We start from the raw sequence: 14,835 nt of genomic DNA, 5'->3' as shown, positions 1-14,835 counted from the left end.
GCTGCGCCTTCGCCAGCGCCGTCTCGAGCTTGCGATAATGCCGGCCGAGGGTGATGACGTGGCCATCGCTCGTTGCAGCGAAATCCTTCAGTCCCAGGTCAAGGCCGACCGATTTTTCGATCTCACCAGTCGCCGGCTTGGGCTTCTTCGCCACCTTGATGGTCACGTTCAGGTACCACCGCCCCCGAGCATCCTCGCTGAAGTTACCGGCACCTATCTCATACTTCGACAGGCCGTAGCTGTCCCACAGGGAGAGCGCCTTGCCCGCGAAGAACACCTGCCCATTCCGATAGCGGAGGGCACTTGCCTTGAACGGGATCCAGCCGAGCGAGCGGCGCGGTCCACCTGACACACTCCAGCGCAGCCGGCTTTTCTGGGCCTGCTTCCGACGCACGGCGTACTCCTCGCCGATGGCCTGGATGGTCTGCGAATGCAGTCCCAGCCCCGCCTTGCCCGCGCCTTTGGTATACGGATGAAAGTCGTAGCCCGACAGGAACCGGCCTTCACGTCGCCAGACTTTCTGGGAGAGTTCGTTGCAGTAGTTCCACACGAAATTCACGTCGCGCGCGAGCTCACACAACAGCGGGGCATGCTTGTCTTTCAGTCTGAAGCGCAGGACGCGGGTGGTGAGGTTCATGTGCCGATACGGTTGCTTCTCCGTATAGGCACGCCCTCGCTTCCCCTTAAAAAATCAGAACATCCCTGCTGCGCTGTCTACATCCGCCTTTCATCCCCGGCCTGAAGGCCGAGGTCTTCAGGCCTGCCGGGGATAAATCTTTAGTCCCGCTAGGCATCCCGCGTAGGGGGTAACCGTCGAAGCGAGTTACTCTGGGACTACGAGTTCAAGGGCAAGCTTGCGGAACGTCTTCACGTCGAATCCCGGCTTGTTTCCAATGCGAATCAGTCGGCAACGCGCCGCTGCATGAAGAACATTCTTCGGCACCAGCTCGACACCCGGTTCATTCGAATTTTCCAACCACACACCGAGTGCACCAGTTTCAATCAGGTGGCTCAGCGCGGTCATGCGGGTCATCGCCGTGTGTGAGCGATGTGCCGAGTCGGGCTTTCCTCTAAAGACGCGGATTGAAGCGAACGTCGACGTTTCCCAGCCCGGTTCCTGACCATCACGACGCGCCCGCGCGACTTCCTCCTGAAGCGCAATCAGGTCCCCGACTGTCATGTCGACGGAGTTGAATCGTTCGAGGTACTCGTCGTCCATCGAAGTCCACGGTTGACCTTCATCTTCGTCGACCGTTTTCTGCGGCGGCCCCATACTCTCAATTTCTTTTCGGTCCCAGAAGGACAGTTGACCGACCATCGCCAGTCGCTCGCGCGCAACAGGCAGGTCTGAGACGAACTGCTTCCCGATGGTCGCGCACAGACGAAGCCCGGCGGCTTCCGCTTCGGACAGCACAGCCTGCAACGTAGCAGGGTCTGCCTTCCGGTGATGCAGTCGTCTCAGCTGATCGCGGCTCCGTTGTGCAAGTGGCGCACCTTCAGCGATACCCGACACGGAGATATGCAGATGGTCGAAGTTTTGCATCCAGAGGGCGATTTCTTCGCCGCCTGTCACAGGAATCCAGACAGGGTTGCGTGAATCGAAATAGAGTTCGTTTGCGGAGGAAAGCCGTAGCAGCTCCGATAGTTTGAGCAGCGTCTGGCGCGGAATTTCCTCGGTCTGCATCATGGCTGACCACTGCTCATCGCTCATGCCGACCTTAGATACCGCTTCTTTGACAGGGATGTTCGCGTTCCCAAGCGCAACGACCAACCGACCGGTATCGATGCCATCGTTTTGGAATCGCCCTTCGTCTTCTTCCTTTTGGCGCCTGGACAGGAACCAGGAGAAGTCTTCCTCATTAAACCGGTAGAACGCCTCAAGACGTCGCCACATACGCTCAACGAGCGTATCTTCGGCTGGTGTAATCTCGCCGCCATTAGCACCCACGTGACAGATTTGATAGCGACGGGTACTGGCGGGAAGGCGCAACAGCGATTCAGCTTCGAGTTCAAATTCTTCGTCACGCTCACATGCCGCGAGAATCTCGGACTCCGGGCCTTCCGCTACGGGTTCGCCATCTTTAAGAAGGCGAAGGCTACCTGCCTTTTGCCGGGAAATCTTCACTGCTCCGTCGAGCCATCCTCTGAACTGCCCCTCCACAACTCGCCTGACGCGTTCCACGGCGCTCAACACCTGGTCTTCCTGCGCTTCTGCTGCCGACCCGTCGAGGTTCTTGCATGCCAGGATATAACGTGCTCCGGGCTGTGGTTCCCCGATAAAAATGAATTCCAGGTAGTCGGCATTGCGCACGACTCGCGCGTACGGCGACTCCTTGGTACCAGCGAGGTCTTCAGTCAGCCGGGTGCAAAGGTCTGCCGTCGCATCGGCGCTCTTCCGATGGGACTTCACTTTGGGCGAGACGGCGGGCGCATCAAACGTGTACTGGGCAACAACCCACGTGGGTTTCGGCCGAGAAACGTGACCCTCGAAACCGTCCATCATCGCGAGGGCCTTCAGGCAGGACGTGTGTTTGACCTCGATATTCTGCCTAGCAAGCCCAGACTTCAGAGAGCGCGCAGGCGGCTCTTTGGCAGCTCGCATCGAGCCACAAATTTCGAGCGCAGTTTCAAGTGGAAGCGAATGTCTCGCTTGAGCGAGGAACGACACCAAGGCAGAGGCTTGCGCCTCCAAAGGCATGGCAATACGGGAAGACATACCAGTCTCCAGTCAGCAGAGCCTTTATCGACGGTGTGCATTGCCGGGCTCCGGGACGGAAACTCGGTTTTGAGGTGCTGCGGAATCTGCCTTTGCCGTACCCCCTGAGGAGGGAGTGCACACGCTGACGGGCGGCAACTAGCCCACGCGGCAAACGTTATGAGGAATTGAGCGCACTGTCAAGTGCGAACCTCGAGGGCAGTCTTCAAATGCCCGCTGAGGGCGCCTGCGGTCGATTCGACGGCCTTGAGACGCTCGTTGACGTGTCTTCGCGTTGCGACAGAAATGCGAAGTTCGGCGGGATAACCGTCTCGGACGCGCAGCGCCTGAAAGAACTGGAGCAGGAGAACAGCAAGCTCAAGCGCCTGGTGGCTGAGTCGATGCTCGACAATGCCGCGCTGAAGGACCTGCTGTCGCGAAATTAGCAAGCCCGCAAGCCAAACGCGAGGCGGTCCGGACATTGATGACCGAGCGCGCGAAGGGTGTCACCCGGGCTTGCGGGTGGTAGGAATTTCGCGTTCACTGTTCCGTTATGAGTCGCGCCGCACTGACGACGCGGAACTGTCCGCCCGGATGACGGCAATCGCCGCGCAGAAACGTCGGTACGGCTACAGCTTGAGATGCATCGCCGATGCACGCCGTCATGATCTGAGGCGGTGGTAGAGCCTCGTCTGGGCGATTACGCTGATACCAGCTGATGGCGGATACTTTTGGATCGCGGCCCCGTGTTCGCGTCGAGTGTCATAACGCGAACGGCGGCGCTTTCTTGCGGGCAGATCAAACGCTCAATTCCGAAACATCGCCGAGGGCGCTTCGACGCAACTACCCCGTCACGTCCTCACCGCCGCTACCTGCTAACGGGGGACACAGAAACGTTTGGTGGAGCGTCCAAACCGACTGCGACGGAATCAACCACAGGCCCGCGTAAATTCGCTTGCAAGTCATGCAAAAAATTGTATGATACATTTTATTGTATCAACCACACCATGAAGGATATGGGCCGATGTTTGAGTCGCCACTAGGTCGTATTGATGCCATGCGATTGCTGCTCATATGGGAGGGCGAGATCGGTCGTTCGCGCGTCATGAATCTGTTCGGGATGGGAGAGACGCGGGCGAGCCAGTGGATAAAGGAGTTGCGTGACGTCTACCCGGACGCGACGCGCTGGGATACCCGAACACGGACATTCAAGGCGCTTGAGTGTGCATACAAACAGTTCGATATCGAATGCACGACGGCTGTGAACCGTGCCGCTTCGCTTTCGCGCTATCTGACTTTGACTGGACTTCCGCTCGATGATCCCGGCAGAAGAGGTGACTGCATTCAGTGGGCGTCATATCCAGAGTTGTCGGCGCCCGCGCCCGCGACGTTTGCGGCCCTCCGTCAGGCAATTCTTTCCAAGAGCGTCGTGGAGATTGAGTACGCATCCATGCAAAATCCGGAGTCGCACTATCGTCGAATATCGCCGCATGGACTGGTCAAGGCCGGAAGACGATGGCATGTAAGGGCGTATTGTGAGCGTGCACAGGGCTTCCGTGACTTCGCACTTGGCCGGATTTCGTCCTTTCGTGGAACGGATAGCAAATCGGAATACAACTCTGCGAGTGACCGGGGTTGGAATACCTGGGTGACGGTTCAACTTATCGCACATCCGGGATTGAGCAAGCCACAGACAAGAGTGATTCGGCAAGAATATTTTGGCGGAGCTGCACATCGTGACGAACGCTGCCGTGGTTCACTGCTTCACTATTTCCTGCAGGATCTCATGGTTGCGGTGGACATCAGGACACAACACGCGCCGGATTACCAGCTAGCCGTGGGCAACAGCGAAGAGGTGGGGCCGTGGCTTTTCCGATAGCTAGTCGGAAAGGTCGCCTGTTGTAAGGTAATGTAAGAAAAGTGAGATGGAATGCGTCGTTTAATTAGTGATGCATACGAATTGTCTTATTTGACCCTGTATTTTCGCGCCGTCTGCAACACAGAAGGACGGCTTAATTGAAGTGACAGGAAAACGCAGGCTGTAACATTCCTCTGATAGCAGTTCACCCGATGGGGGCTGGTGTGCGGACGATAACAGACAATGCAGCACTCTTCCGGCATGTCACTGCGGAAAAGGCGCGTCTTTATCGCGCCATTCTGGATGTATTTGCGACCGCGAAGAGGCAGTACCGGTTGCAACTGCGTCCGGACGAGGTGTTGTCGGAAGCGAATTGGTCTGACGGCACACCGCGACCTGAGGATGTGAATGGGGCTCTGGTTCAACTTGCCGAGTGGGGCAATCTCCAATCGCAGCCGGACACTGCCCGCGTATCTACTCTGAGCGACTTCTACCGCGCCCGATTTCTGTATCGTTTGTCGGTGGGCGGGGAGGCCGTTGAGACCGCGCTATCGACGTTCAGTCAGAGTCTTCGTCGTCGGGCGGAGCTGCAAACCGTCGCGCTTGAGGATATTGCATCCCGGTTAAGTACTCTCCAAATTTTGCTCGATGCCGGAGAGGAACTCGATGTACCAAAGGTTCACGAGGCTTTGCGCGATCTGGTTCAGGTGTTCGAAAAGCTCGCGGACAACGCGCAGGCTTTCATGGCCGGAGTGGCACGCAGCCTTGAGCTCCAGCAGGCGGCGGCCAATGCTGTGGTCACCTACAAGCGGCGACTCATCGATTATCTCGAGCGTTTCCTGGGCGACCTGGTGCGCCGCTCCGACGCCATTGCGAGCATGCTTTTGCAAATCGCTCCTCGTATCAATTTTGCCTTGCAGCAGGTCGCTGAACGGGAGGCGCGGGACGCCGCTCCAGGTGACGAGCTCGAAGCCTCACAGGAGCGTACACGTCGCTGGCGGGAATGGTTGGACCGATGGAAGGGGTTGCGAGGATGGTTTCTTGCCACCGAACAGACACCTCCGCAGGTGGACTTGCTCAGATCAAAAGCTCGGACCGCCATCCCGCAGCTGCTTGGTGCGATCGCAGCCATTAACGATCGCCGAAGTGGTCGCAGCGACCGTTCGGCGGACTTCCGGATTCTGGCGGGATGGTTTGTGGCCTGCGAAAGCGATGAAGATGCAAATCGGCTCGGGCGCGCCGCGTTTGCACTTAATCCTTCCCGTCATTTTTCGGCTAACCCGCAAACGGACGTTGATGTGCCCGCCAACACCCCGTGGGCCGACGCACCACCTCTTGAAATCAATCCTCGTCTACGTGAATACGGTGAAATGGCGCCACGCGGGCCACTACCTAAAATCCGCAATCGCAGCGCTGAGCGTGGACTTCTGGCGGCTCAGTTCGCCGAAGAGTTTAGGCAAGTCGAAGCAGCCAGACGACGTCTGGCTACTGGCCGGCCGACACGGCTATCAGAGTTGGGCGAGCTTGATTCCTCCGCATTCGGCCTGTTTCTGAGCCTGTTAGGGGAGGCGCTTGGCGAGCAGAAGAATCCCGATGTACCGGTCGAGCGCCACACTGGCGACGGTCTCCTGCTGATTCGGCTTGAGCCGCTCGGAAGTAATTCTCGCGCCGAAATTCACACCCCAGCTGGTATCTTTAGCGGAAGGGACCACATGTTAACTATCAGCGAGAGCGGCCTCAAATGAGTACTCCACCTCGTGGGCCGCGCAAAACTCAGGTGGCAGGAAGCCATCAGATTGGAGAAATGCAGGCACGCCAGCAGCGGGAGGACTTTCAGAACGGCTTACGTGCGCTTCTGATGCGGCCTCTGCTCGGTTCGCTGCACGCCGGTTTCCCATCGGTTCGTCGTCAGGCTGACAAGCTTCGCGAATGGTTCGCACGTGAGACAGGGTGGACCCTTGCTGTTGAGCGGGAAGGCGCGAGGCTCTATAAGCGACCATCAGATACAAGCGATCCGACGCGTGGCCTGCCAGATTTTGACCGGCGACGCTATGTGCTGCTGTGTCTTGCGTGTGCTGTGCTGGAGCGCACGGACCTGCAGACGACCCTTCGCGAACTGGGAGAGCGGGTGATGGACCTCGCGGCGGACCCGGCGATGACCGGGCGCGGCTTCTCGTTCACGCTTGGCAGCGCATCCGAACGTCGGGAGCTTGTTGCTGTGTGCAGGCTCCTGTTGGAGATGGGAGTTCTGACACGCGTTGCGGGAGACGAAGACGACTTCATTCACTTCCAGCCCGGTTCTCAAGGGGATGCGCTCTACGACGTTCAGCGAAGGGCGTTGTCCGGAATGCTCGCAGCAGCGCGAGGTCCGTCGACCTGGCTCGCCGGGGATGCTCCTGTCAGTTTGGATGAGCGGCTCCATGCCTTGGTCAGCGAGCACGTTCCAGACAATGAAGATGGACGGCGAACCGCCATTCGCCATGCGTTGTCCCGTCGCCTTCTTGATGATGCGGTGGTTTATATGGGGTCACTGGGTCCAGAGGAACTGAATTATTTTACCAACCAGCGTGGTGCGATAGCGGCCCGGTTATGCGAAGCGACAGGGTTGATCGCAGAGCAACGGGCAGAGGGGCTGGCGCTCACAGATGATGGAACGTTAACCGATATTGCGATGCCTGCCGAGGGGACGGAGGGCCACGTCACACTACTGGTCGCAGAACACCTTGCAACAAAATTAAGGGAAAGCGGCGCCTCTTGTGTTATGACCGTTGCCGCCATCACGGCTTTCATTCGGGAGGCGACAGACTCTCACGGGCACTACTGGCGCAAGTCTGCCCGTGAACCGGGTGCCGAACAGGAGCTCGCGGCGATTGCTCTTGGTCGGTTGGAAAGCCTGCGCCTCATTGAGTGCATCGATGGGAATGTCCAGCCTTTCCCTGCCATTTCGCGATTTGCGATCGGTGACGCCCAATTAAAGTCGGCCAACCGTGGTGCCGCCCCCTCAAATAATGGACTGTTCGGAAAATGAGCGAAGACGATGTCTCCGGAAAACCGGTTACGACCGAATTTCCCGTTCTCCCTGAGCCGGTTCTGGAACGCTGGCAGCCGCTACGACTTGGTGTCATCGAACTGTTCCATTATGACGTGGAAGAGTTCTGGTTTCACGACGGTCGACTGTTGTTTCGTGGCAATAACGGGACTGGCAAGTCGAAGGTGTTGTCGCTTACATTACCGTTTCTTTTCGACGCAAACCTGCGTCCGAGTCGAATAGAGCCGGATGGCGATAGCGGCAAGAAAATGGCATGGAATCTGCTCGTTGGCGGCTACAAGCGACGGATTGGTTACACATGGATTGAGTTTGGTCGGCGCGACAGGGATGGTCGTGTGCACTATCTGACCCTCGGTGCCGGCCTGTCTGCAGTCGAAGGGCGAGCAAGCGTAGAGGCATGGTTTTTCATGCTCGCCAATGGAGATAACGGTGACGCGCGGGTCGGAAGGGATTTCCAGCTCACGAGTCAACACGGCAATGTGTTGACCCGCGAGCGCTTGCGCGAAGCTGTTGAGGGGCATGGAAAACTTTTTGACAATGCTACGTTGTATCGCCGGGCGGTAGACGAGAAGTTATTCAATCTTGGCGAGAAGCGATACGATGCGCTGATGGACACGCTTATCCAGCTTCGTCAGCCGCAGCTTTCGCGCAAGCCGGACGAGGCTGGTCTTTCGCATGCGCTGACAGAGGCGCTTCCGCCGATGCCTGCGGATATGCTCACGGACGTTGCTGATTCATTGAACCAGCTTGAAGAAGATCGGCATCAGCTTGATGACATCAAGGCGCTACATAAGGCAGTTGGCAGCTTTAACAACCGGTACGAGCGCTACGCCCGCATACAGAGTCGCAGACGGGCGCGAGAGCTACGGCAAGCCCAGACTGAGTTTGACAACGCGAGCCAATCGAAAAATGCCGCGCAGTCCATACTAGAAACTGCACTGACAGCAGAAGAGGATGCGGTAAGGGCATTCGAGGAAGCGCAGGGCCATCTGAATGCGGAGCGCGCGCGACTGGAAACGTTGCGCTCGAATCCGACGATGCAGGACGCCAACCGGCTACAGAATGCGGAGCAGGATCTCGAGCGCCGTCGCCGAGCCGTAGCGTCAGAGGAGAGGGCGAGTGAGCAGAGTCAGGCGCGACTGCAGCAGGAGGCAACGCGAACGGGGGAGTATGCAGCGAAAGTTCGCTCGATAGAATTGTCTCTTCTTGGTGCGCGCAACGATTGCATGCCGTATGCCGAACAGGCGGGCTTGGCATTCGAATTTGGCGAGAACCTTCTTCTTAAAGCTTCACCTGCCGAACTAGCCGCCCTTGACGATCGAAACTTTGACGTACTGGGGGCCGAGCTTCGAAGTGCCGCGACGGGGCGCCGTGACGCGATTGCTATGCTGAAACAACGTCATCGTGCGGTAGAACAGGCGAATATGAGACTGAAGGAAGTTCAGCGCAATGTTGACGACGCTAGGGACGAACTGAACGAAGCCACGGAGCGACGTGCCGAGGCGGACATGGCAGCGGAGCAGGCCGGACAGACACTTGTTGATGCATGGGTCACCCATACCGAGAAACTGGTTCAGCTCGAATGGGATGCGGATCAAAATATTGAAGCATTAACGGAATGGGTCGCGAAACCAGAAGGAGACAACCCGGCAAGAGCCGCGCTGCAACTCGCGCATCGGGAACGTCAGACCCGATATGCCTCAGACGAGGCGGCATTGAATGGACAGCGCAAACTGTACGAGCGTCAGGTCGGTGAACTCGAAGCCGAGCGCATTGAGTTAAACGCGGGACGCGATCCCACGCCTCCAGTCCCTTACGTACGAGCTGAGCAAACGCGAACGGAATTGCCTGGGGCACCGTTCTATAGTCTGGTGGACTTTCAGGAGCATCTTGTCGATGTGCAGCGCGCGGGTCTGGAGGCCTCATTGGAAGCGTCGGGCTTGCTTGATGCATGGGTGGCAGCCGATGGTTGCGTGCGCCGCACAGATGGCCAGCCATGGCTGGATAGCGAATGGACGTCCCGTCCAGCCGTTTCGGGGGAGAGTCTTTCCGACTGGCTGAACGCTGATTGCCCTCCCGATGGGCCAGTTTCGGGCGAGATCGTGCGTCGTTTGCTGTCCGGAGTGGCATGTGCTGCTGATGAAACATCCATCGACGCGGGATGCGAGGCCTGGGTAGCGTCAACGGGTCGCTTCCGCCTAGGCTCACTGTCTGGGGCATGGAGCAAGTCGCAGGCGCTCTACATCGGGCAACGCGCGCGGACTGCTGCTCGGTTGCAGCGTCTGGAAGCAATCAGCATTGAACTCAAAATCCTGTATGTGTGCCTAGGGAACATCCACGTTGACCTCGAGAAGCTTGCTGGCGACAGGGCAGAGGCTGATCGGGAGTTGTCAGCGGCACCGGCGGATACGGAACTGTTGAACGCGATGCAGGCCGTCGCAGTCGCAATGCGGGCTTTCCAGTCAGTACGCGCTCGACTGGACCGGGCGGAAGCGCAATGTCGTGAAGCCGAACAGGCACGTCAGGCGGCGATGGAGACTCTGCAAAACGACGCTACTGATCTACGCTTGCCAATCGACGAACATGCACTGGCTCGCGTTGAAGAAGCGCTGGTGTACTGCACTGACAAGCATCACGATGTCGTGAGTCTTGGACGAGATTATCGGCGCGCTCAACCCGATTTATCAATGCAGCAGCAGCGGGAGGCGGAAAGCAGGACTCAGCATTCGGAATCCCTGGAAAAGCTGGCGGAGGCCCGCCTGGAAGCGGACGAAGCGGCGGTGCGTTTTGAGACCCTACGTGATACGGTAGGTGCAGAGGTCGCGAGCCTTCTCGCGAAGCTGAACGCGGCGAAGGAAACGGTGATAGCAGGGGAGGATGCTCTAAAGAGCGCGAATGACGCGCGTCGGGCTGCAGGTGAAGGCCGCGCAACGGCCGCTCAGAAGGCGGAGAACGCACAGGCAATGCTCGATGAGCGCATGGAACTTAGAACTCGCGCTATTGTTCAGTTGCAGCGGTTTGCGTCAAGTAGCCTGCTGTCTTCAGCGTTGCCGGATCTTGAGCTTCCCGACACAGTGGTCGGGTGGACTATCGACCCCGCACTAACATTGGCGCGTCGTATCGAGCAGGCGCTGGGCAACGTCGCGGATGATGACGACAGTTGGACACGTGTACAGAAGCGCGTCAATGAAGACCTGATGGACCTGCAGCGCACGTTGGGCGCGCTGGGCCACCAGGCTGTAGCCGAGACGAGCGACTGGGGGCTTATCGTTTACGTCACTTTTCACGGAAAGCCGGAAAGGCCGGATCAGCTGGCGGCGCGACTTGCGGATGAAATTGCGCAACGATCTGAGCTATTGTCCGCACATGAGCGCGCGGTGCTTGAAAATCACCTTCAGGCGGAAATTGCCACCGAAATACAGCGTATGCTCCGTGCCGCCGAAACACAGGTAAATGCCGTCAACAAGGAGCTTGAGAAGCGGCCGACGTCGACCGGGGTGCGATATCGATTGCGTTGGCAACCCTTGACCGAACTGGAAGGGGCGCCAGTCGGTCTGGAAACGGCGCGAGAACGCCTTCTCAACACGAGTGCCGATTTATGGTCTCTGGAAGATCGACGAGTCGTCGGAAACATGTTGCACATGCAGATCAAGGCGGAACGCGACCGGTCTGAGTCTGCCAGCCTGCCGGGTGCGGGTGACACTGGAGGAAGCCTCTTTGACCAACTTTCACGTGCACTTGACTATCGCCGCTGGCATCGCTTTCGTGTAGAGCGTCTACAGGCAGGCCAATGGAAGAAGCTGAGTGGCCCAGCTTCCAGTGGTGAACGCGCGCTAGGATTGACGGTCCCATTATTCGCGGCTATTGCGAGCTTCTACAGTCAGAGTAGCAACCCGTACGCGCCGCGACTGATGCTGCTCGATGAAGCGTTTGCGGGTATCGACGATCCGGCGCGCGCACATTGCATGGGCCTTATTCGCGAGTTCGACCTGGACTTTGTCATCACGAGCGAGCGCGAATGGGCGTGCTATGCGGAGCTCCCGGGTGTTGCCATTTGTCAGTTGCAGCGCCGAGAGGGAATCGATGCGGTGTTTGTCTCTCGCTGGATCTGGGATGGAAAATCGCGTCGACGCGGCATTGAGCCAGATAGATACATTTCGTAAGCTCGGTTTGAAAGCCTTCGACCATGCAAAACACATCGGACGAGCGGTTACAGAATCTGCTAGGCGGGCAAGCGCTCCTCTCGCTACGCCGGCGAATGCGGGAACGTTATTCGCGTCTGCCGACCGATGCGTCTCCACCCACGCTGCGGCTTACACGCTTGCTCCCAGGCGAATATGAGGCTCTGGCACTTCTGACCGGAAGACCGGTAAGCAGTGCGCAGTCGATTGTTCTTGACGTTGCTGCTGTCGATGAGACGCTGAGGTCAAGTGGAATTGCGGCGTCTCTGAGGGAAGCACTGGAGCATTTGGATGGTCCGATAGTTTCAGTGGTTGCAAAAGCCGAGCAAGAGGCTCGCTGGCTCGCGTTGGGTGAAGGTTGTAGTCAACCGAGGTTGGTCGACTTCCTCAGGGAGGCGAGCTCACTCGGGCTGTTGAAGCGACTCGCCAGAAAAGATCTCCATGTAGCGGGACGACTGTTACAACACGCGTCGGCAATCTTATCTAGGTTACCTGCTGGAGGCATCCCCCGAGCACAGCTTGCTGCTGACGTCCTTGGAAACGCACATGGCCTTGATAACGGCCAACCGGTCGCCACACTGGTACTTGCGGTATGTCGTCGTCAACGACTGGCTCAGGAAGGCTCGGATTGCATCGCTCTTCCTGGAGATGAAAATGGACCCGATCTGCCTGGCGAGTCGTCGCGCGAGACATGGGCGCGTCAAGGTGTTTTCGTCAATGAATTGGCAAGGCCAGCACTGTTCATGAATGTTCCTGTACGTGCAACGCGCAAACTTGCTCCTGCTGGCGAACCTGCGTTCGTATCGTTAAGGCGTCTTGTAAGAAGACCTCCCGCGTGGGCGGTGGAGGATCGCGCTGTGTACGTTTGTGAAAACCCAAACATTGTTGCGATTGCGGCTGATAGATTGGGTGCGAAGTGTGAACCTCTTGTTTGCACTGACGGGATGCCGGCAGCGGCGCAGCGTGTCCTGCTCGACCAGTTGATGGGCGCGGGAGCTAGACTTTACTACCATGGAGATTTTGACTGGGCGGGTCTGAACATAGGTAATTACGTTCAACGGACTTGGGGCGCACAGGCCTGGCGTTATGGGGCGAGTGATTACGAGGCGGCCGCTTCGAAAGCATCACGAAATGACCGCGACCTGCTCGAGACACCCGTTGCTGCTTCCTGGGACCCAGCTTTGACTGACGTAATGTGCCGCCGTGAGCTCGCGATCGCGGAGGAGGCCGTGGTTGACGTCCTTCTCGAAGATCTGCGCTTGACGTCCTCCCCGACCTCAGCCGCAGGCTGAGGTCGGGGAGGACGTCAATTCTGCTGCACCAAGCCATACCTTTTTGTTGACCTTCGCTTCCGCGCACACGGGGGCTGGTGGCCGCTGCAACCTATCAGGTTGGCAGTTTGTCGCTGTCGCTGCGGCCTGTTGCGATTCCCTCGCCTATATTGTCTCCGGAAGCGCCGAGTCGCACGAAAACATTGCCTCGCCAGGCGCCGGAAAAATCTTTTAAGAGTTCGCTAAAGAAATGGCTGCCTGTGCCGATATGGCAGTGTGTCAGGGTGACTGACGGTGGATCGTCGAATCGGTGTGAAACTGAAAGCTTTCTAATATGAAAGGTTTAGGTGTGGCCGATGCCCTCTCGTGCAAAGTTTCAAAACCAGGATACTGAGAGAGCTTGTGATGTCCGGAAGCCGGACGCTAGAAGCTCGACGCTGGTGGTCATGCACACAATCGTCAGGCGGTCGACGCGTTAATTACTGCGATTAAGGAGGAGTTCCCGGATATTACGATTGGCCAACGGCCAACAAACTCGACGCCGGAGCAGTATCAAAAGTGCTGGTCGAGTAGCGACGGTTAGCGAAGAGAGGAGGTTAGATTGGTGGCGACCACGCGCAGTACAAAGCGACCATTAAACAAGTGCTCCAGTTGCGGGCGGACATGGTATCCGCGCGGAAGCAACCTCTCGAGCCGGTGTCCAAGTTGCGGAAGCAACAAGACGAAAATTGCTGGCCTCGGCTTTCTCGGCACGGTCGGCTTCGTGCTCCTTGTTCTAGCTCTCGGCGGCCATCACGGGAATCAAAACGTCACGCCGCCCGCCGAGCCCATTGCTAGTGATGTATCGGCAGTCGTCGCACCTGCATCCACAGCATCAGCGGCAACGCAAGCATCAATTGACCCAATTGACGAGCCCACGACCAATGCGCCTACACAGGCGGCTCGTGATGGTCTGGCGGCAAGCGATCAGCCAGCGGTGTCGGCATCAAACGCTGCACGGAGCATATCGGAAAGCGCACAGCCAGCGGCAGCATCTGACGTGGATGAAAATGCGTCTAACGCCGCGAGTCCGGCTAGCGCGCCCATGGATTCATACAGTGCGTCGTTATTCATGCACCACTAGCCGGGAACTGCGCGGGGGTCCGATGGACAGTATCTGTCGGCTTCGCAAGGCGTCGCGGCGGCGTCTGTCGAATCGAGAAGCTGCTTAGGAATCCTAGTAACCTCACGTACCAAGCAGGAGAGCAAGAGGTAGGGCCCACGGCCGCGAACAAGCGCTTACGGAACCGCGCCGGGGCCAGACTACCGACGACGCGACTTTCCGTAACTCGCGTTGTCTCCATTCGAATCCCTCGGCAAAAAATCTTGCTTGAAGGTTCTACTGCTGTGCAGCCGGATCACTGATAAGCCCGCTGTGGTTAAAAAGTCATTGATTTTTTCTACAGTGCGAATTGCTAGAACCTTGGCATTTTACTGATATCGTAATTTGTCGAATTTTTTTCTATACGCAACTCAACTTCTACCGGCTCCCCAAGATTTATTGCCGTTCCCTCTGCGTTGAGCTTGGCTGTATATACTTTGTGGCCCTTCTCAACCAGACCAACTACTTCACTTGCCGATTTAGAGCCAAGGCTCTGCCAGGTATTTTTTGGGGTATCTAAAACCCAAACCAAAAACGAAGAAGCGACGTGATTGTTTGGATTTTTGTGGTTTGCTGCTGTGATGCAGTAATCGGCCATGTTTGTCTCCGTAGCGCCACCAACATTGGTGGCGTGTATCAA

At 57.7% G+C, this 14,835-nt stretch carries 8 protein-coding genes and 1 pseudogene; 6 read left to right on the top strand and 3 right to left on the bottom strand.

The genetic code is table 11. The features are described from left to right. On the bottom strand, positions 1–637 hold a 637-nt coding region (locus J3489_RS33325), incomplete at its 3' end, for a transposase (protein WP_207005076.1). A 186-nt stretch (positions 638–823) separates the two neighbouring features. Further along, positions 824–2,716: a hypothetical protein gene (locus J3489_RS33320; protein ID WP_242540512.1), complete on the bottom strand. Its 1,893-nt coding sequence runs from the start codon at positions 2,714–2,716 to the stop codon at positions 824–826. A 287-nt stretch (positions 2,717–3,003) separates the two neighbouring features. Between J3489_RS33320 and J3489_RS38105 the strand changes: the two are divergent. From J3489_RS38105 to J3489_RS33290, 6 genes and pseudogenes are all read left to right on the top strand, one after another. Beyond that, positions 3,004–3,135: pseudogene (locus tag J3489_RS38105) on the top strand (IS3 family transposase); the annotation flags it as partial. Between the two features lie 584 nt (positions 3,136–3,719). Then, entirely contained in the window at positions 3,720–4,574 is an 855-nt protein-coding gene (locus J3489_RS33310; RefSeq protein ID WP_207005074.1) for a helix-turn-helix transcriptional regulator, read from the top strand. A 191-nt stretch (positions 4,575–4,765) separates the two neighbouring features. Then, positions 4,766–6,298 (top strand): TIGR02677 family protein, encoded by a 1,533-nt coding sequence (locus tag J3489_RS33305; RefSeq protein ID WP_207005073.1) that lies wholly within the window; start codon positions 4,766–4,768, stop codon positions 6,296–6,298. A 59-nt stretch (positions 6,299–6,357) separates the two neighbouring features. Then, entirely contained in the window at positions 6,358–7,581 is a 1,224-nt protein-coding gene (locus J3489_RS33300; RefSeq protein ID WP_242540511.1) for a TIGR02678 family protein, read from the top strand. Then, entirely contained in the window at positions 7,578–11,765 is a 4,188-nt protein-coding gene (locus J3489_RS33295; protein ID WP_207005071.1) for a TIGR02680 family protein, read from the top strand. The genes J3489_RS33300 and J3489_RS33295 overlap by 4 nt, the downstream gene beginning before the upstream one ends. Before the next feature lie 23 nt (positions 11,766–11,788). After that, the gene (locus J3489_RS33290) at positions 11,789–13,075 is read left to right on the top strand and encodes a TIGR02679 family protein (RefSeq protein ID WP_309491463.1); all 1,287 of its coding nucleotides are present in this window, start codon (positions 11,789–11,791) and stop codon (positions 13,073–13,075) included. Positions 13,076–14,508: 1,433 nt separating this feature from the next. Here the strand turns inward: J3489_RS33290 and J3489_RS33285 are convergent. Continuing rightward, entirely contained in the window at positions 14,509–14,793 is a 285-nt protein-coding gene (locus J3489_RS33285; protein WP_207005069.1) for a hypothetical protein, read from the bottom strand. Positions 14,794–14,835: the final 42 nt, after the last annotated feature.

Source organism: Trinickia mobilis (assembly GCF_017315705.1).
Classification (GTDB): Bacteria; Pseudomonadota; Gammaproteobacteria; order Burkholderiales; family Burkholderiaceae; genus Trinickia_A; species Trinickia_A mobilis.
Note: the sequence above shows the minus strand (reverse complement) of the source record. Positions and strands in the feature narration are given on the sequence as shown.